The 18,341-nt window shown below is 70.8% G+C and carries 19 protein-coding genes; 10 read left to right on the forward strand and 9 right to left on the reverse strand.

Annotation, left to right across the window (positions count from 1 at the left end):
• Nucleotides 1–34: 34 nt before the first annotated feature.
• The 3 genes from Q9R08_RS12525 to Q9R08_RS12535 are packed head-to-tail and all read right to left on the reverse strand — an operon-like array spanning nt 35 to nt 2,993.
• Entirely contained in the window at nt 35–1,246 is a 1,212-nt protein-coding gene (locus tag Q9R08_RS12525) for an ABC transporter permease (protein WP_308868361.1), read from the reverse strand.
• A complete protein-coding gene (locus tag Q9R08_RS12530; RefSeq protein ID WP_308868362.1) occupies nt 1,243–2,067 on the reverse strand; it encodes an ABC transporter ATP-binding protein in 825 nt (274 codons plus the stop codon). Before Q9R08_RS12530 ends, Q9R08_RS12525 begins: the two co-directional genes overlap by 4 nt.
• Nucleotides 2,064–2,993: an efflux RND transporter periplasmic adaptor subunit gene (locus Q9R08_RS12535; protein WP_308868363.1), complete on the reverse strand. Its 930-nt coding sequence runs from the start codon at nt 2,991–2,993 to the stop codon at nt 2,064–2,066. The genes Q9R08_RS12530 and Q9R08_RS12535 overlap by 4 nt, the downstream gene beginning before the upstream one ends.
• A 232-nt stretch (nt 2,994–3,225) precedes the next feature.
• Between Q9R08_RS12535 and secA the strand changes: the two genes are divergently transcribed.
• The 3 genes from secA to Q9R08_RS12550 all read left to right on the forward strand — a co-directional run bounded on the left by secA (nt 3,226) and on the right by Q9R08_RS12550 (nt 7,928).
• Complete coding sequence (gene secA, locus Q9R08_RS12540) at nt 3,226–6,063, forward strand: preprotein translocase subunit SecA (protein ID WP_308868364.1); 2,838 nt, start codon at nt 3,226–3,228, stop codon at nt 6,061–6,063.
• Nucleotides 6,064–6,261: 198 nt separating this feature from the next.
• Nucleotides 6,262–7,488, forward strand: a complete 1,227-nt coding sequence (locus Q9R08_RS12545; protein ID WP_308868365.1) for a pyridoxal phosphate-dependent aminotransferase — start codon at nt 6,262–6,264, stop codon at nt 7,486–7,488.
• Between the two features lie 74 nt (nt 7,489–7,562).
• Complete coding sequence (locus tag Q9R08_RS12550; RefSeq protein ID WP_308868366.1) at nt 7,563–7,928, forward strand: hypothetical protein; 366 nt, start codon at nt 7,563–7,565, stop codon at nt 7,926–7,928.
• Nucleotides 7,929–8,005: 77 nt separating this feature from the next.
• On the opposite strand, the gene Q9R08_RS12555 is transcribed toward Q9R08_RS12550, so the two are convergent.
• Nucleotides 8,006–8,443, reverse strand: a complete 438-nt coding sequence (locus Q9R08_RS12555) for an Rv3235 family protein (protein ID WP_308868367.1) — start codon at nt 8,441–8,443, stop codon at nt 8,006–8,008.
• Nucleotides 8,444–8,571: 128 nt separating this feature from the next.
• Here Q9R08_RS12555 and Q9R08_RS12560 point away from each other — a divergent pair, with 128 nt between their 5' ends.
• Nucleotides 8,572–9,180: a hypothetical protein gene (locus Q9R08_RS12560; RefSeq protein ID WP_308868368.1), complete on the forward strand. Its 609-nt coding sequence runs from the start codon at nt 8,572–8,574 to the stop codon at nt 9,178–9,180.
• 110 nt (nt 9,181–9,290) lie between these two features.
• Here the strand turns inward: Q9R08_RS12560 and Q9R08_RS12565 are convergent, their stop codons facing one another.
• Nucleotides 9,291–9,572 carry an excisionase family DNA-binding protein gene (locus tag Q9R08_RS12565; RefSeq protein ID WP_308868369.1) on the reverse strand — a complete coding sequence of 94 codons (282 nt, stop codon included), beginning with the start codon at nt 9,570–9,572 and terminating at the stop codon, nt 9,291–9,293.
• A 99-nt stretch (nt 9,573–9,671) separates the two neighbouring features.
• Between Q9R08_RS12565 and Q9R08_RS12570 the strand changes: the two genes are divergently transcribed.
• From Q9R08_RS12570 to Q9R08_RS12580, 3 genes are read left to right on the forward strand one after another with little or no spacing between them, the layout of a single operon-like run.
• Nucleotides 9,672–10,307 carry an SAF domain-containing protein gene (locus Q9R08_RS12570; protein WP_308868370.1) on the forward strand — a complete coding sequence of 212 codons (636 nt, stop codon included), beginning with the start codon at nt 9,672–9,674 and terminating at the stop codon, nt 10,305–10,307.
• Nucleotides 10,308–10,312: 5 nt separating this feature from the next.
• On the forward strand, nt 10,313–11,620 hold the full coding sequence (locus Q9R08_RS12575) for a CpaE/TadZ family protein (protein WP_308868371.1): 1,308 nt from the start codon (nt 10,313–10,315) through the stop codon (nt 11,618–11,620).
• 23 nt (nt 11,621–11,643) lie between these two features.
• On the forward strand, nt 11,644–13,128 hold the full coding sequence (locus Q9R08_RS12580; protein ID WP_308868373.1) for a sensor histidine kinase: 1,485 nt from the start codon (nt 11,644–11,646) through the stop codon (nt 13,126–13,128).
• Between the two features lie 103 nt (nt 13,129–13,231).
• On the opposite strand, the gene Q9R08_RS12585 is transcribed toward Q9R08_RS12580, so the two are convergent.
• Nucleotides 13,232–13,480 carry a WhiB family transcriptional regulator gene (locus Q9R08_RS12585; protein WP_018171995.1) on the reverse strand — a complete coding sequence of 83 codons (249 nt, stop codon included), beginning with the start codon at nt 13,478–13,480 and terminating at the stop codon, nt 13,232–13,234.
• A 279-nt stretch (nt 13,481–13,759) separates the two neighbouring features.
• Here Q9R08_RS12585 and Q9R08_RS12590 point away from each other — a divergent pair, with 279 nt between their 5' ends.
• Nucleotides 13,760–14,155 carry a histidine kinase gene (locus Q9R08_RS12590; RefSeq protein WP_308868377.1) on the forward strand — a complete coding sequence of 132 codons (396 nt, stop codon included), beginning with the start codon at nt 13,760–13,762 and terminating at the stop codon, nt 14,153–14,155.
• A 99-nt stretch (nt 14,156–14,254) separates the two neighbouring features.
• Here Q9R08_RS12590 and bcp read toward each other — a convergent pair whose 3' ends face one another.
• The 3 genes from bcp to aroA form a co-directional block, all read right to left on the reverse strand.
• The gene (gene bcp / locus Q9R08_RS12595) at nt 14,255–14,725 is read right to left on the reverse strand and encodes a thioredoxin-dependent thiol peroxidase (RefSeq protein ID WP_308868379.1); all 471 of its coding nucleotides are present in this window, start codon (nt 14,723–14,725) and stop codon (nt 14,255–14,257) included.
• A 79-nt stretch (nt 14,726–14,804) separates the two neighbouring features.
• A complete protein-coding gene (gene rsgA / locus Q9R08_RS12600; protein ID WP_308868380.1) occupies nt 14,805–15,869 on the reverse strand; it encodes a ribosome small subunit-dependent GTPase A in 1,065 nt (354 codons plus the stop codon).
• A gap of 66 nt (nt 15,870–15,935) precedes the next feature.
• Nucleotides 15,936–17,309, reverse strand: a complete 1,374-nt coding sequence (gene aroA / locus Q9R08_RS12605; RefSeq protein WP_308868381.1) for a 3-phosphoshikimate 1-carboxyvinyltransferase — start codon at nt 17,307–17,309, stop codon at nt 15,936–15,938.
• Between the two features lie 166 nt (nt 17,310–17,475).
• On the opposite strand from aroA, the gene Q9R08_RS12610 reads away from it, so the two are divergent.
• Together Q9R08_RS12610 and Q9R08_RS12615 are read left to right on the forward strand one after the other, a co-directional pair.
• Nucleotides 17,476–18,084 carry a sigma-70 family RNA polymerase sigma factor gene (locus tag Q9R08_RS12610; protein WP_308868383.1) on the forward strand — a complete coding sequence of 203 codons (609 nt, stop codon included), beginning with the start codon at nt 17,476–17,478 and terminating at the stop codon, nt 18,082–18,084.
• Nucleotides 18,081–18,323, forward strand: a complete 243-nt coding sequence (locus Q9R08_RS12615; RefSeq protein ID WP_308868385.1) for a zf-HC2 domain-containing protein — start codon at nt 18,081–18,083, stop codon at nt 18,321–18,323. Before Q9R08_RS12610 ends, Q9R08_RS12615 begins: the two co-directional genes overlap by 4 nt.
• The last annotated feature ends 18 nt before the right edge of the window (nt 18,324–18,341 follow it).

Genomic DNA, 18,341 nt, shown 5'->3' on the forward strand with positions numbered 1-18,341 from the left:
GGGAACTCCTTCGGGTGGGAGGTACGGATTCGCGTCAGAAGCGCAGTGCGTCGATGACGTTCGAGCGCACTGCGACGAGGGCAGGGATGAACCCGGCGAGCGCGCCGATCGCCACCGCGGCGACGAGGCCGGTGATGGCCGCGCGCATCGGGAACGGCGGGACGTCGTGCATCCCCTGGAACATGTCGAGCACGAACGGGGCCTTCAAGACGGCGACGGCGATGGCGATGCCGAAGACGCCCGCGACCGCCGTCGCGACGACGGACTCGAGCATCACCGACGAGAAGATGCGGCTGCCGGTCGCGCCGAAGCTGCGGCGCACGCCGATCTCGCGGATGCGCTGGCGCATCGCGACGAGCTGGATGTTGACGAGCCCGAGACCACCGAGCAGCAGCACGAGGCCCGCGATCGCGCCGGTGACGAGCTCGAACATCGCGCTCGAGTTCTTCATCTCCGGGCGCGACGCCCAGTCGGTGCGCGACACGATGACGTCGACGGACTTGTCGAGGCCCGCGCGGAGGTCGGCGGCGAGCAGCGGGCCGATGTCGGAGACCTTGGCCTCCGGCATCCACACCTCCCACATCACCTGCGTGTCGGCCGGCAGCTGCTCGACACGCGACTGGTACGAGTCGAACAGCATGACCACGCGCTTCTCGGTGTCGCCGTCGTACTGCCTCGGCGTCACGCCGACGACCGTGTACGAGCCGCCCAGGTCGCCCTGCAGCTGGAGCGCGAAGCCGTTGCCGAGCGCGGGTCGGCCGTACACGTCCCACAGCGCCTCGGTTATCACGATGGGCGGCGCGAGCAGCTCGGCGTCGGAGTCCTCGAACCAGCGGCCTTCGAGCAGGGGGGTGCGGTGGATGACGGGATACGCAGGATCGACCAGCCATGCCGACACCGACCGCACCTGCTCGGGTGTCTGCACGTCGGCGGTTGCGGTGTTGACCAGGCGGGTCTGGTAGGTGAACGAGTACCGTTCCGACACCTGCGCGACGCGCTCGTCGAACGTCGCCCAGTCCATGGGCGCGCCGTCGGTGCGTGCGGCCGAGATCGACACGGTGGCGGGTCGTCCGCCGTTGACGTCGGACTGCTCCGCCATCTGCTGCTGCTGATACTCGCTGAGCGCGACCACAGCGGTGAGCGCACCCACCGACACAGCGATGCCGATGAGGCTCAGCAGCACGCGCAGCTTGTGGTGACGCAGCTCGGACCACGCCTCGCCGATGGCGCCGATGAACCCGCTCACGAGGCGACCTCGATCCGGTCGGCCGCGGCCTCGCCCGCTCCGTCGGAACGCGGCTCGCCCACGCTCTCGGCGAGCTCTGGAGCGATGTCGATCCGCTCGTACGCGGCCGCGGCCGCAGCGCCCGCCGCCGGAGCAGACAGCTCGAACGGCGTCAGCACGCCGCCCTCGAGACGGAAGTGGCGACGCGCCCGGGCGGCGACGTGCAGGTCGTGCGTGATGGTGACCAGCGCGGCGTCGGCCTCGGAGGCGATCTCATCGAGCAGCGCCATGACGCTGCCCCCGGTCTCGACGTCGAGCGCGCCCGTTGGCTCGTCGGCGAGGATGAGCGCCGGCCGCCGCACCAGCGCACGGGCGATCGCGACGCGCTGCTGCTCGCCGCCCGAGAGCTGCTCGGGGGTCGAGTCGGTGCGGTGGCCGAGCCCGACGCGTTCGAGCATCGCGGTGGCGGCGCGGCGGCGGGTCCAGAACGCGCGGCCCGACGCGTACCCGAGGGGCATCTCCACGTTCTCCAAGGCAGTGCGCCCGGACAGCAGGTTGAACTGCTGGAAGACGAAGCCGACGTTGCGACCGCGCAGCTTGTCGAGCTTGCTGCGCCGCATACGCCGCACCAGCTCACCACGGAACCACACCGCGCCCTCGGACGGCCGATCGAGCATGCCCATGAGGTTCAGCAGTGTCGACTTGCCCGAGCCGCTGCGCCCCACGATCGCGACGTGGTCGCCGGCGGGGATGTCGAGTTCGATGTCGCGCAGGATGTCCAGGCGCGAGTCGTCGGGCAGGATGACGTGCTTCGCGACCCCTTCGAGTCGGACGAGGCTCACCAGTTCCACCCCGCCGGCTCGCAGTACTGGCCGCCCATGCCGTCGTCGTAGCAGGTCTCCTCGTCGCCGGCCGCGACGCCCGGGACATACTGACGCACCTGCTCGCCCGCCTCGAGGCCGCCGGTCACCTCGACCAGCTTCCCGTCGCTGACACCGAGGGTCACGTCGCGCTCCTCGAGATCGCCGGTGCCGGCAGACACCCAGACGACACCGGTGCCGGCTCCGCCCTTGACGGCTGTCGTGGGCACGACCAGCACATCCGACACGGTGCCCAGGTCGACGTCGAGCTCGGCCTGGAGGCCGGCGAACACGGTCTGGTCGGTCGGAACCGCGCACGTGACGGTCGTGGTGCCGTCCTCTGCGACTTCGACCTTGAGACCGGTGCACGTGAACGGCGCGGGGCCGCCCTGGATGGTCACCGACGCCTCGCTGGGCGCGCCCTGCAGCCGGTACAGCTGCACCGGGTCGACCGTCGCCTGCACGTGGTAGCGCGCGGGGGTGAGCGTCACGAGCTCGCCGCCGATCGATGCCGGCTGTCCCTTCACCACGGCGATCTCGGTCACCTCACCGGCCTCGGGCGCGACGACGTCGATGTTCTTCACAGGGTCGTTCTGCTTGATCGTGAAGAGCTTCTGGCCCGCTGCGACGGTCTGCCCCTCGCCCACGTCGACCGAGGTGACGACACCGTCGACGGTCGAGCGGACCGGGTATGCGGCATCCCTCGCGATCGTCCCCGTAAGGGTCAACGCGTTGACGACCTCACCCTTGTCGACGACCACCGTGGGGTCGGCGATCTGCGCGCTGGGCTCTAATGCGGCAGCGGGGGCCTGATCCGGGAAGAACGCGATCTTGACCAGCGCGGCCGCCGCCGCACCGAGGATGACCACCATCAGGATCGGGAAGACCCACCGCCGCCAGACAACCATTCCGCACCTCTCATCGGGGCATACCGAGTATGTAGTCACCGAGTATATGCATACCGGGAATGCAGAACACGGATGCCGCGACCGGCGCGCCGCGGCGGTGAGTGCGCTTCCACACCCAGCGCACACCAAGGTCACGGGTGGATAACATAGGCAGGTATGCCTGGGGCCATGCGCCCGGGCGGCACCGGCGGCGTCGCAGCCGCACCCGAAAGCCTGAAGATGGAGACACTCCGTGGCCAACCCCCTCGAGAAACTGCTTCGCGCCGGTGAGGGTCGCATCCTCCGGCGGCTCCAGCAGGTCGTGAAGGCCGTCGGCGCCCTGGAGGAGGACTACGAGCACCTCACCGACGAAGAGCTCCGGGGCGAGACCGCCGAACTGCGCGCGCGCTATCAGGCAGGCGAGACTCTCGACCAGCTCATGCCCGAGGCGTTCGCCGCGGTGCGCGAGGCGGCCAAGCGCACCCTCGGCCAGCGCGCGTACGACGTGCAGATCATGGGCGGCGCAGCCCTCCACCTCGGCAACATCGCCGAGATGAAGACCGGTGAGGGCAAGACGCTCACCGGCGCCTTCCCCGTCTACCTCAACGCCATCGCCGGCGAAGGCGTCCACGTCGTCACGGTCAACGACTACCTGGCGTCGTACCAGTCCGAGCTGATGGGTCGCATCTATCGCGCGCTCGGCATGACCACCGGCACGATCGTCGCCGGGCAGACGCCCGAGGTGCGCCGAGAGCAGTACAACGCCGACATCACGTACGGCACGAACAACGAGTTCGGCTTCGACTACCTGCGCGACAACATGGCGTGGCGCAAGGAGGACCTCGTGCAGCGGGGTCACTTCTACGCGATCGTCGACGAGGTCGACTCGATCCTCATCGACGAGGCCCGCACGCCGCTGATCATCTCGGGGCCCTCGTCGGGGGAGGCGAACCGCTGGTTCGTCGAGTTCGCGAAGATCGCCAAAACGCTCGAGCCGGGTGTCGACTACGAGGTCGACGAGAAGAAGCGCACCATCGGCGTGCTCGAGCCCGGCATCGAGAAGGTCGAGGACTACCTCGGCATCGACAACCTGTACGAGTCGGCGAACACCCCGCTGATCTCGTTCCTCAACAACTCCATCAAGGCCCTCGCGCTCTTCAAGCGCGACACCGACTACGTCGTGATGAACGACGAGGTCATGATCGTCGACGAGCACACCGGCCGCATCCTGGTCGGCCGCCGCTACAACGAGGGCATCCACCAGGCGATCGAGGCCAAGGAGTCGGTGCCGGTCAAGGCTGAGAACCAGACTCTCGCCACCGTGACCCTGCAGAACTACTTCCGCCTCTACGACAAGCTCGCCGGCATGACGGGTACCGCCGAGACCGAGGCGGCCGAGTTCATGTCGACCTACCAGCTCGGCGTCGTGCCGATCCCGACGAACAAGCCGATGATCCGCAAGGACCAGCCCGACCTCGTCTATAAGAACGAGACGGCGAAGTTCGCCCAGGTCGTCGAAGACATCGCGCAGCGCCACGAGTCAGGCCAGCCGGTGCTCGTGGGCACCGTCAGCGTCGAGAAGAGCGAGTACCTGTCTCGCCTGCTCGCGAAGAAGGGCATCAAGCACGAGGTCCTGAACGCCAAGAACCACGCCCGTGAGGCCGAGATCGTCGCCCGCGCCGGGCGCCTGGGCGCCGTCACGGTGGCCACGAACATGGCCGGCCGCGGCACCGACATCATGCTCGGCGGAAACGCCGAGTTCCTCGCGGTGCAGGAGCTCAAGGCCCAGGGGCTCGACCCGGAGGAGACGCCCGAGGAGTACGAGGCCGCGTGGGGCTCGGTCTACGAGGCGACCCGCGACCATGTCGCGTCGGAGGCCACCAAGGTCGTCGAGGCGGGCGGCCTGTACGTGCTCGGTACGGAGCGCCACGAGTCCCGCCGCATCGACAATCAGCTGCGCGGTCGCTCGGGCCGTCAGGGCGACCCCGGTGAGAGCCGCTTCTACCTGTCGCTGACCGACGACCTGATGCGGCTGTTCCAGTCCGGTGCCGCAGAGGCCATCATCGCGCGCACCAACTTCCCCGACGACGTCGCGATCGAGTCGGGCATGGTCACGCGTGCGATCAAGTCGGCGCAGAGCCAGGTCGAGGCGCGCAACGCCGAGATCCGCAAGAACGTCCTCAAGTACGACGACGTCCTCAACCGGCAGCGCGAGGCGATCTACTCCGACCGCCGCCACATCCTGCAGGGCGACGACATCGCCGACCGCGTGCAGCACTTCATCGAAGACGCCATCAACACCGTGATCGACGACCACACCGGGTCGGGGCACAGCGAGAACTGGGACTTCGACGCCCTGTGGACCGAGCTGAAGACGCTCTACCCGGTCGGTGTCACGATCGACGAGGTCGTGGCCGAGGCTGCGGGTCGCAAGGGCGGCATCACTGCGGAGGGCCTCAAGCGCGAGATCCTCTCCGACGCCCGCATCGCGTACGAGACGCGCCAGACCACGCTCGGCGAGGCCGCGACGCGCGAGCTCGAGCGCCGCGTGGTGCTGCAGGTGCTCGACCGCCGCTGGCGCGACCACCTGTACGAGATGGACTACCTCAAGGACGGCATCGGCCTGCGTGCCATGGCCCAGCGCGACCCGCTCATCGAGTACCAGCGCGAGGGCTACCAGATGTTCCAGGCGATGATGGGGCAGATCAAGGAGGAGTCGGTCGGCTACCTCTACAACCTCGAGGTCGAGGTGCGCCGTCAGGGCGAAGCCGGAGCCGAGCAGGTCACGCAGGTCGAGGCCAAGGGCCTGGGCGCCCAGCCGGTCGAGGGCCAGCGCCTGCAGTACACCGCGGCGAACGACGCCGGCGAGGTCGAGGTGCGCAACGACCGCGGACAGGTGCAGCAGGCGGCGACCCGTCTGCGTCAGGCGGCCGCTGCCGCTGCCGCCGCTCCCGCCCAGCCTCAGGCGCAGCCCGCGGCCGAGCAGCAGCGCGGCGCCTTCGGCCAGCGCACGGACGGCGAGGCCCCGGCCGCGCAGCAGGCTCCGCTCAACCGCGCCCAGCGCCGCGCCGCCGAGCAGCGCAAGAAGTAGCGGCGTCGCGGCCCGGGGTGAGCGCCGGGCCGCGGCATCCGCTCGCCCGGAACAGGTGTTCCGGCGCACGCAGGACGACCTCACGCGGATCCTCCTGCGCCCGCCCGAACGCCTGATCTCGATCACGGTCCCGGCGGCCGAGCCGGCCGGGCCACGCGGAGTCCATTGGCCTCCGCCGGCCGCGGATATCCTGAAGCGATGAGTCCCCTCCGTACCCTCGACCAGTCGAGCAAGCTCCAGAACGTTCTCTACGAGATCCGTGGGCAGGCGCTGGCCGAGGCAGACCGGCTGGAGGACGAGGGATACACGATCCTCAAGCTGAACACGGGCAACCCCGCGGTGTTCGGCTTCGAGGCGCCGTTCCAGATCGTCCGCGACATGATCGAGGCGGTCCCGCACGCGCACGGCTACAGCGACAGCAAGGGCATCATGTCGGCGCGACGCGCCGTGGTGTCGCGCTACGAGCAGGTGCCCGGCTTCCCGCAGTTCGACCCCGACGACGTCTACCTCGGCAACGGCGTCTCCGAGCTGATCACGATGACGATGCAGGCGCTGCTCGACGAGGGCGACGAGGTCCTCATCCCGGCGCCGGACTATCCGCTGTGGACCGCCATGACGAGCCTCGCGGGCGGCACCCCGGTCCACTACCGCTGCGACCCCGACGACGACTGGCAGCCGGACCTCGAAGACATCCGCGCGAAGGTGACGCCCCGCACCAAGGCGATCGTCGTCATCAACCCCAACAACCCGACGGGCGCGGTGTACACGCGTGAGGTGCTCCAGGGCATCGTCGAGATCGCGCGCGAGAACTCGCTGCTGCTGCTGTCCGACGAGATCTACGACCGCATCCTCTTCGACGACGCCCAGCACATCCCCCTCGCGACGCTCGCGCCCGACCTGCTCTGCCTCACCTTCAACGGCCTGTCCAAGACCTATCGGGTCGCGGGCTACCGGTCGGGCTGGCTGGTGATCACCGGGCCCAAGCGCCACGCGGCGGGCTTCCTCGAGGGCATCCAGCTGCTCGCGTCGACGCGCCTGTGCCCCAACGTGCCTGCGCAGCACGCGGTACAGGCGGCGCTGTCGGGGGTGCAGTCGATCGATGCGCTCATCGCCCCCGAGGGCCGGCTTCACGAGCAGCGGGATGCCGCATGGGAGGGCCTCGAGCGCATCCCCGGCGTGACGTGCTCCAAGCCGAAGGGCGCCCTCTACGCCTTCCCGCGGCTCGACCCCGACGTGTACGAGATCCGTGACGACGCCAAGCTCGTCTACGACTTCCTCGTCGCCGAGCACGTGCTCCTGGTCCAGGGGACGGGTTTCAACTGGCCGACTCCCGACCACCTGCGCATCGTCACGCTGCCGGAGGCCCGCGTGCTCTCGGAGGCGATCGAGCGCCTCGGCAACTTCCTGTCGTCGTACAAGCAGTGAGGCGTAGGGTGCCGCCGGCCACGGCATCCGTCAAGACCCTCGCCGGCGGGCAGCACGCGACGTAGCGTCGCGACATGTCCATCGAACTGAACCAGCCGGCGCTGCGCCACGCGCGAGCGCTCATCCGGGACGGCAAGGTCGTGCGCGATGAACGCGACGACTGGTCGGAAGCGGCCCCCACCGCCGATGAGGAGAACTCGTTCATCGAGCGCGAAGGCTGGACCGAGTACTCCCACTGGCATCTCGGCGTCGACCGGCGGGAGGACGGGGAGACGAAACAGGCGTACTCCTTCCCGTTCGGCGACTTCACACGAGTGCACCGGTCGGGGGTGATCTCGGCGGAGAGCCGGGCCGGCCAGCACGACCACTACGAGATCCGCGACGCGTTGCGGGCGCTGCTCGACCTCATCGACAAGGACGACAAGGGCGAGAAGGACTGACGGGGCCGGCCGCATCGTCGGGACCGGCTCCGCCGTCGGGTGCGCCCCGTCGGGGCGCGGCTCGGAGCGCCTGCGTCTCAGAGGAGCGCGAGGGAGGTGGCGCGCCAGCGCCCGTCCATGCCCTCGATGCGCACCGCGAGCGCGCGCGTGCGCGCGGGACCGCGGACGACCACGACCGCTTCGACGATGCCGTCGGCGGGCGACGACTCGTGCACGGAGAGGATCGTGTGCACCGGCCGCTTCGCCGCGACGCCGCGTGCGCTGCGGGCGCGCGTCGCGAGGTTCGCGCGCGTGACGAGTTTGCGGTAGGCGTCTTCGGTGAGCCAGCGGGCCAGCTGATCGACCTCACGGACTCCGGCGAAGACCTCGAGCACGCCGAGCGTGAGGTTGCGCAGGAACGGTTCCGGAAGTGGGAGCGCGGTGGAAGGCGTCCGCTGCGGCGCGAAGAACTCTGCGAGCTGCGTGCTGCGGAACGCGTGTGGTGCGCGGGCGGTGCCCGCGGGCGTCGTTGCCATGGGTGCCTATCTCGACAGGGGGATGTCTTCCGGACAGTAGAACACACGGCGAACTCACAGGAAAATCGAACCGACCCGCCTGTGGATAACTCGCGGGCAGAACGCCTGTGGTGCCCTACTCTCACTGAGTGCGCTGGGACCGCTTCTTCGACGACCTCGAGGATCAGCTCGCCTCCGAATGGGAGGCGGAACGGGCCGCGCTCGACACCGAGGCCGAGCGCCTGCGGCTGTCGCGGGTCCAGCTGGCGGAGCGGCTGACCCAGCTGACGGCACGCGATCCCGCCGCCCCGGTGGTCGCGTCGTTCGACCTGGCCGATGGTGCCACCGTGCGCGCCGGCGTCACCGGCGTGGGCGCCGACTGGGTCTCGCTGGCACTCGCCGAGGGTCCGCGCGGCGCGGTGATCGTGCCGTTCGCGGCCATCTCCTCGATCGGGATGCCGCACGCCGACCTGCTGCGCACCGCCCGCCCCGCGCCGACGCGATCGCCGCTCGCCGACCGCCTCACCTTCGGGTTCGTGCTGCGCGACCTCGTGCGCCGCCGGGCCGGGGTCGCGGTGCACCTCGTCTCGGGACGCGTGCTCACCGGCACGATCGATCGCGCGGGCGCGGATCACCTGGACCTCGCGCTGCACGAGCCGGGTGCGCCCCGGCGCGCCGACGCCGTCGCGGGCTACCGCCTGGTGCCGTTCGTCGCGATCGCCTGGCTGCGCGCCGACGAGGCGCCCGCGCTGCCCTGAGCCCGTGCGTGCGTCCTGAGCCCGTGCGTTCGTGGCGCGCGCTGCCCTGATCCGGGGCCCGCGCTCATCGGCAGGCGCGAAGGGTGGGGAGTCCCTACCGATCGCCGGGTTCAGTCCGGTCGGCGGACGATGCCGCTGCCCCACAACTCGGGGAAGCTGGCCGTCTGCGACTGCCGCCAGAGCGCCATCCGCCGTGCCTCCTCGGCCTGGTCGTCGAGGTACTCATCGATGCTCGCCGCGTCCACGCGCCAGCGCGCCGGGGAGCCCACCCGCAGACCGCGCAGCCGTCCCTCGTGCACGAGCGCCATGACCTCGTCGACGGTGACGCCGAGCACCTCGCCCACCTGGGCAGGGGCGAGCAGACGCACGTTCGACGTCGGGTCATCGGACATGCCCCCATTATGGACCCGCCTCCCGGGTGCGGGCCGGGGCCCGAGAGCCCTGTGGATAACGCCCGACGTCGTTGCGCCGAGTCGGCGACGATGGGTGCCATGACGGCCCACAGCGACCCTGTCCGCACCCCGCGACGAGCCTTCTGGGGCGATGCGCGGTTCTTCCTCGGTGTGCTGCTCGTGGCGGCATCCGTCGCCGGCGTCTGGCTGGTCGTCTCGGCCGCACGGCAGACCGTGCCCGTGTACGCCGCGGCGCACACGATCGTGCCCGGCGAGGCGATCGGCACCGGCGACCTCAGGGTCGTCGACGTCGCCCTCGGGTCGCTGGCGGGCACCTATCTCACTGCGGAGGACCTGGAGGGGACGCAGGTCGCGACCCGCACGATCGAGGCGGGTGAACTCGTGCCCGCGGCGGCGTCCGTGGGCGACCCGGCCGCCGCGCGCACCACGAGCGTCGTCGTCCGCAGTGCCGTCGACGTGCCGGCCTCGGTCGAGGCGGGTACCGTCGTCGAACTGTGGTCCGCCCCGCTCCTGGAGCAGGGCGCGTACGACGAGCCGCGCATCCTCGTCGCCGATGCCACCGTCGTCTCCGTCACGCGCGACGACTCGATGATCGGCGGCGGGGCCGCTGCTCTCGAGCTCGTCATCCCACGCGCCGATGTCGCGGCGACGCTGGCCGCCATGGCGGACGAGTCCGCACTGTCGATCGTGCCGACGACGGGCACCGGCTCGTGAGGGTCGTGGTCGCCGTCGACGACGCCGGGCTCCTCGTCGAGGGACTGCGTCGCGAGGGGATCGACGTCATCGCCGAGGTCGCGGCCGCCACTCCCGCACTCGCCGCGGCGGACGGGATGCTGGGCGCCGATGCCGAAGCGCTGCTGCGGGCACTCGCTGACGCCGACGCCCTGGTCGTCTCGGTGTCGCACGCCACGATGTCGCCCACCGTGGTCGCGCTGTGCGATCGGGCGGGGACGCGTGTCATGCCGCTCGTCGAGGACGCGGCGGGGGAGCGCGTGGCCGCGGCGTGCGGGCTGGAGGCTCCGCTGAGCCGGCACACCGAGCCGTGGCGCATCGCCGAGGCGCTCTCGTCCGGCCCCGCGACCGCGACGGCTGCGCCGCGAGAATCGCGCCCGCAGGCGAAAGTGATCGCTGTCTGGGGGCCGGCCGGGGCGCCCGGACGTTCCACCGTCGCCACCGAGCTGGCTGTCGAACTCGCGCGCGGCGGCCGGCACGTGGGACTGGTCGACGCCGACACGCATGCTCCGTCCCTCGCTCTCACCCTCGGCCTCGCCGACGAGGGGCCTGGCTTCGCCGCCGCCTGCCGGCAGGCCGAGCTCGGCGGACTCGACGTCCGCGAGCTCACCCGCATCTCGGTGCCGCTCGGCCGCACCGGCGTCGACGTGCTCACCGGCATCAACCGCCCGTCGCGCTGGCCCGAGCTGAGCGATCGGCGCGTCGTCGCCGCGCTCGCCGCCTGCCGCGAATGGGCCGACTACACCGTCGTCGACGTCGCGTCGTCGCTCGAGCGCGACGAGGAGATCGTGAGCGACCTCGACGGTCCGCGGCGCAACGCCGCCACCCTCGCCGCGCTGCGGAGCGCGGACCTCGTCGTCGCCGTGGTCGCCGCCGACCCCGTCGGCATCGCCCGCTTCCTCCGCGGGCACGCCGACCTGCGCGCGACCATCGGGGCGACGCCGGTGGCCGTCGTCGCGAACCGCCTGCGCCCCGGCACCCTCGGCATCGATGCCCGCGGGCAGGTGCGACGCACCCTCGATCGGTTCGGCGGTATCGAGGATGTGTGGTTCCTCCCGCAGGACCCGAGGTCGACGGATGCCGCGATCCTCGCGTCCTTTCCCATCGCCGAGGTCGCGCCGCGCTCTCCGCTCACGCTGGCGCTGCGCCGGTTCGTCGGCGAGGCGGTCGTGCCCGCACCTGAGCCGCAGCGCGCGGCCACCGGCCGACGGCGTGCCCTCGGGACAGGGCGCGGCCGCCGAGCCGCACGAGCGGCGGCCGACGAGGCCGCCAGGCTCGGTGCGCCGGCCGCGTGAGCTCAGCGCCCTAGGCTAGACGGGTGTCGACCCTCAGCGATCTCGTCTACGCCCAGGGCCGCTCCAGTGAAGAGGACGTGGAGTGGCTGCACCGTCTCGCGGGGGATGGTCAGCTCCTCGCCGACCTGGCGTTCGCCGACATCGTGCTGTGGGTGCCGACATCCGATGACTCGTTCGTCGCGGTCGCCCACACGCGACCGGGCGGTGCCGCGACGCTGTTCTACCGCGACATCGTCGGCGACCGGGTGCGGCCGCAGTGGCGCACGCAGGTGCGTGAGGCGTTCCACACCGGCGGGATCGTCGACTCGGCGTCGCCCGACTGGTTCGAAGAGACGCCGACACGCGTGCGCGCGGTGCCTGTCTCGCGCAAGGCCGGCACGGCGGTCACGGTGATCGGCGTGCTGACCCGGCACACGAATCTGGGGGAGGCGCGTATCCCGTCGCGCCAGCAGATCACCTTCAACGACTGCGCCGACGACCTGTTCGGCATGATCGCGTCCGGCGACTTCCCCGACCTCGCCGCGCCCACCTCGCCGCGCCGGGGCGCACCACGCGCGTCCGACGGCCTCATCCGGCTCGATGTCGACGGCATCACGACCTTCGCGAGCCCCAACGCGCTCTCGGCGTTCAATCGCCTCGGCTTCGACGACGAACTCGAGGGGGAGTCCCTCGTCGAGGTGGTGACCGGCATCCTGCCGACGAAGCGCCAGTTCGACGAGTCCCTTCCCGTCGTGGTGACCGGGCGCGCGCCCTGGCGCGCCGACCTCGAGGCGCGGGGCGTCACGGTGTCGCTGCGCACGATCCCGCTTCGCGACAAGGGCACGCGGATCGGCGCCATCGTGCTGTGCCGCGATGTGACCGAGATCCGCCACCAGGAGCAGGAGCTCATCACCAAGGACGCGACGATCCGCGAGATCCACCACCGCGTCAAGAACAACCTGCAGACCGTGGCCTCGCTGCTGCGCATCCAAGCCCGCCGCTCGCACACCGAAGAGGCGCGCGAGGCGCTGACGCAGGCCATGCGGCGCGTGTCTGCCATCGCGGTCGTGCACGACACGCTGTCGGAGGGCCTCGCGCAGAACGTCGATTTCGACGAGGTCTTCGCCCGCGTCCTGAAGCTGGTCGCCGAAGTCGCCGCGGCTCCCAACACGCGGGCGCGCACGCACTCGACGGGCCGCTTCGGCACGCTTCCGAGCGAGTACGCGACGCCGCTCGCCCTCGCGCTCACCGAGCTCGTCACGAACGCGGTCGAGCACGGGCTGGCCGGCCAGGAGGGCGACGTCGAGATCATCGCCGAGCGCGGCGACGATCGCCTCGAGGTGCGGGTCCGCGACACGGGGTCTGGCCTGCCCGAGGGTCAGGTCGGCCGCGGTCTCGGCACGCAGATCGTGCGCACCCTCATCCAGGGCGAGCTCGGCGGCACGATCGACTGGCACACGATCATGGGCAGCGGTACCGAGGTCACGATCGACATCCCGCTGCGCTACATCGAGCGCGCCAAGAGCTGACCCCCGGAGGATGCCGGTACGCGGCGGCTTTCTCGGACGCCGAGCGGTGACCGAAGAAGAGCGGATGCCCCGAGGGGGGCATCCGCTCTCTCGACGATCCAGGTCAGGACGCGCGTCGGGCGCGGGCGGCGCGGCGCTTGAGCGCGCGGCGCTCGTCCTCGGAGAGGCCTCCCCACACGCCCGAGTCCTGTCCGGTCTCGAGGGCGTACTGGAGGCAGATCTCGGTCACTGTGCAACGCGCACAGACCGACTTGGCCTTCTCGATCTGATCGACGGCCGGTCCAGTGTTCCCCACGGGGAAGAACAGTTCGGGGTCGACGGTCAGGCAGGCGGCCTTGTCGCGCCAGTCCATGGTGGTGCTCCTTGCAACAGAGGGGATGGGGTTTTGGGTCGGTTCGGGTCCGATACCCTGTGGGATGTGCGAGATTGACTCGCCCCACGTCGCTGTGGGAGCACACGGCTTCACCAATCGTCCCATAGCGGTTTACCTGAATCAAGGGTTGATCGGCGGGTTTGTGTAGGACTTGCTGAGTGTTCCCCCTGTGGTGTGGAGAGTTCGCACAAAACCCCTGGTCGTGCGAGAGGGAGTCGACGGAGAATGCGGACAAACCTGTCCGGAAGGATCGCGGCGGTGCTGGTGGGGCTCGAGGGAGTCGGCCTGGCAGCGCTGATGGTGCGTGAGGTGCTCGCAATCGCGGCGGGCGACACCGGGTCCATCGAGAGTGCGATCGCGCTGGCGGTGCTGACGCTCGTGGGCGCTGCGGCCGTGGTGGCGTTCTCGGTCGCCATCTGGCGCGGCCAGTCGTGGGGCCGGTCGGGCGGCATCGTCACCCAGCTTCTGATCCTCGCGGTCGCGTTCGGCGCGGCCACGGGGTCCTTCGCCGACCCGTCGATCGCCCTGGCGCTGGCCGTCCCGGCCCTCGTCACGCTCGTGCTGCTCGTACTGGCCGTGCGTGACGCCGGTCGTGCGGCCCGCCGCCAGGACGGCAGCGCCGACGACGAGGCGCGCGGCACCGCATCCCGCTGAATCCACCGTGGCGAGTCGAGGCCACCCGGTGTGGCCCCACCCGCACCCGGCGTGACCGACCCGCACCCGGCGTGACCGACCCGCAGCCGGCGCGACCGACTAGGCGCCCAGCAGGGTGCGCAGGCGTGCGACGTGCCCGGTGGCGCGAACGTTGTACAGGGCGTCAGAGATGCGGCCCTCCTCGTCCACCACGAACGTGGAGCGGATCACGCCCATGAACGTCTTGCCGTAGTTCACCTTCTCGCCCCACACGGCGTACGCCTCGTGCACCTTGTGGTCAGGATCGCTCAGGAGGTCGTACGTGAGGCCGTCGCGTTCGCGGAACCGGCGGAGCTTCTCGGGCGCGTCGCGCGAGATGCCGAGGATCGTGTATCCCGCCGCCTGCAGCGGTGCCAGGCTGTCGCGGAAGTCGCACGCCTCCTTGGTGCAGCCCGGCGTCATCGCCTCGGGATAGAAGAAGAGGATCACGCGTCCGCCGCGCAGGTCCTTGAGCGTCACGGCCTTGTCGTCCTGATCGACGAGGGTGAAGTCGGGGGCGGCGGATCCGGGTTCGAGGCGCGTCGTGGTCACCGTTCCACTCTAGGCGGGGCGGTCCTCGGCCGAGCGGACGAGGACGTCCCGGAGACGCGCGGGAACCGGTCGCGGGCGCTCAGGCGCCGGACTTGTGCGACTTGTCGGCGAAGGTCTCGAGCAGCCGCTGCAGCGAGTCGAGGCGCGCAGGCCCGCCGGGTCCGAGCCTCCCCGCCTCGACGGCCTCGACGATCGCGCAGTCCGGGGCGTCCGGCAGGTGCGTGCAGCCGCGCGGGCACTCCTCGGCGACCTCGGCGAGGTCCGTGAACGCTCGGAGGATGTTCGCGGGATCGACGTGGCCGAGGCCGAACGAGCGGACGCCCGGCGTGTCGATGACCCAGCCGTTGCCGCCCGCGCCTCGGTAGCGCAGCGACACCGTCGAGCTCGAGGTGTGACGCCCGCGCCCGGTGACGACGTTGACGTGGCCCGTTGCGCGCCGGGCGTCGGGCACGAGGGCGTTGACGAGTGTCGACTTGCCGACGCCGGAGTGTCCCACGAACACCGTCGAGTGCCCCTCGAGGGCGGCGCCGATCCGCTCGAGCGGCATCTCGTCGCGCCCGCTCGTGAACACCATGAGGTCGAGGCCCTCGAAATGCGCCAGGAACTCGGCCGGGTCGGCCAGGTCCGTCTTCGTCACGACGAGAAGGGGACGGATGCCTGCATCCAGCGCCGCCACGAGGTAGCGGTCGACGAGCCGCGGTCGCGGCTCCGGATCGGCCGCCGCCACGACCACGAGCATCTGGTCGGCGTTGGCGACGACGATCCGCTCGACCTGGTCGGTGTCGTCGGCGCTGCGCCGCAGCAGCGACGTGCGCTCTTCGATGCCGACGATGCGGGCGAGGGTGCCGTCGTCGCCCGAGGCGTCGCCCACCACGCGAGCGCGGTCGCCGGTGACGATCGGCGTCTTGCGCAGCTCGCGGGCTCGCACTCCCAGCACGGTGCGCTCGTCGGGCAGGTCTTCGTCGAGCAGCACCGTGTAGCGGCCGCGATCCACACCGAGCACGCGGGCGATCTGGGCGTCGCTGTGCGCGGGCCGCCGCTTGGTGCGCGGCCGGTTCGCCTTGGGGTTCGGCCGTACACGGATGTCGGCTTCGTCGAACTCCGACTCGTCATCGTCGTCGTCGAGATCGTCGAGCCAGCTCATGCCGTCGTCCTCGGCTGCTTCACCGTGGTCATCCCGTCAGCTCCGCCACCGACCGCGCTCGCCCGTTCACGAGGCGCGCATCGTCTCCTCGGAGAGGCCGCCTTCGGAGTGCTCTCCGTCGAGCATGCGCTGCCAGATCTGCGGGAACTCGGGCATCGTCTTGGCGGTGGTGCCGATGTCGTCGACCTCGACGCCCGGGACGGCCAGGCCGATCAGGGCACCGGTGGTCGCCATGCGGTGGTCGTGGGAGGCATGCCACACGCCGCCGCGGAGCGGGCGCGGCACGATGCGGATGCCGTCGGGAAGCTCCTCCGCCTCTCCGCCGAGGCCGCGCAGCTCGGCGACGAGCGCCGCGATGCGGTCGGTCTCGTGTCCGCGGATGTGGCCGATCCCGTGGAGCGTCGAGGGCGAGTCGGCGAAGGCGGCCAGCGCGAAGATCGTGGGGGTGAGCTCCCCGGCGGCCGACAGGTCGAGGTCGACGCCCTGGATGCCGGCGCCCGCGGTGACGGTGAGCGCGCCACCGCGGCGGACCACGCGGGCTCCCATCAGCGAGAGGATGTCGGTGAGCATGGCGCCCGGCTGCGTCGAGTGGGCCGGCCAGCCGGTGACCGACACGGAGCCGCCGACGATCATCGCGGCGGCGAGGAACGGCGCGGCGTTCGACAGGTCGGGCTCGATGGCGACGTCCTTGCCGCGGACAGGGCCCGCCGGCACGATCCATTCGCCGACGCCCGGACGCTCGACGTGCACGCCGCGGTGGGCGAGGGCCTCGACCGTCATGTCGATGTGGGGGATGCTCGGAAGCCGCTCGCCGGCGTGGCGGAGCTGCAGGCCGACGTCGAATCGCGGAGCGGCGAGCAGCAGACCCGACACGAACTGGCTCGAGGCGCTGGCGTCGATCGCGACCTCGCCCCCGCGGACGTGGCCGTGCCCGCGGATGATGAACGGCAGTGCCCAGTGGCCGCCGTCGTCGATGTCGACCCCGACGTCGCGGAGTGCCGTGATCATCGCGCCCATGGGGCGGTGCAGGGCGCTCTCGTGCGCCGTCAGGGTGACGTCGCCGCGGGCGAACCCGCCGAGTCCGGCGACGAAGCGCATGACGGTGCCGGCCTGTCCGCAGTCCACCTCGGTGCCGCCGTGCAGCGGCCACACCGGCGTGACCTCGATGTCGTCGCCGTACCGCCCGGTGCCTGGGACCAGCTCGATCCCGACGCCCAGCGAGCGCAGCGCGTCGATCATGCGTGCCGAATCGTCGGAGTGCAGCGGTGCGATCAGGCGGCTCGGACCGTCGGCGAGGGAGGCGAGGATGAGCTCGCGATTCGTCAGGGACTTCGAGCCGGGGACGGTCACCGTCGCGTGCAGCGGTCCGTCCGCCACGGGCGCGTGCCAATGGCCGCGCTCGATCGGCGCGGAGCTCGGGGAATACGCGTCGGCTGTCATCGGGTTCTACCCTACTGAACCCGGTCGACAGTGCCGGGAGCCACCCACAGAGCGGAGCCGGATGTTCGCCACTCTCGATCGCCTCGATCTCGAGGCCCCGCTGCACAGCGCGCCCGTCGTGCGGGTCCCAGGCGGCGCGCAAGCCGCCACCGTAGACTGGCGCGTGATGAGCGACCCGATCGACCCGACGGACCAGGTGCAGGATCCGCGTGCGCAGTTCGAAGAGCAGGCACTGCCCTTCATGGACCAGTTGTACGCCGCCGCCATGCGCATGACTCGCAACCCCGCGGATGCGGCCGACCTGGTGCAGGAGACCTTCGTCAAGGCGTTCGCGTCGTGGAAGACCTTCACGCAGGGGACGAACCTCAAGGCGTGGCTGTACCGCATCCTGACGAACACCTACATCAACACGTACCGCAAGAAGCAGCGCGAGCCGTACCAGGGCACCATCGACGACCTCGAGGACTGGCAGCTCGGCGGCGCCGAGTCGACCACCGCGTCGAGCACACGCTCGGCCGAGGCGGAGGCGATCGACCACATGCCCGCGTCGGTCGTGAAGGACGCGCTGCAGTCCATCCCGGAGGACTTCCGGCTGGCGGTGTACCTCGCCGACGTCGAGGGCTTCGCCTACCAGGAGATCGCCGACATCATGAAGACCCCCATCGGCACGGTCATGAGCCGTCTGCATCGTGGCAGGCGAATGCTTCGTGAGCTGCTGGCCGACTACGCAAAAGAGCGCGGCATCGCGACTGCCGCCACGAGGAGCACGAAATGACCGACTGCGGCTGTGAGAAGGCGCGGCGCGACCTGGAGGAGTACCTGCGCCACGAGGTCTGCAAGACCGAGCAGAGCGACATCGCCGAGCACCTGGAGCATTGCGCGGGCTGCCGCGACGAGGCGCTGGTGGCGCGCACCCTCACCGAGGTGCTGGCGCGTGCATGCAAGGAGAGCGCACCCGAAGAGCTGCGCGATCAGGTGCTGGCCAAGCTGCGGGCGGTCCAGGCGGCGCACTGACGCCGCGCGCGCTCGCGC

The sequence above is a fragment of the Microbacterium psychrotolerans genome (assembly GCF_031085295.1).
In the GTDB taxonomy this organism is placed as follows: Bacteria; Actinomycetota; Actinomycetes; order Actinomycetales; family Microbacteriaceae; genus Microbacterium; species Microbacterium psychrotolerans.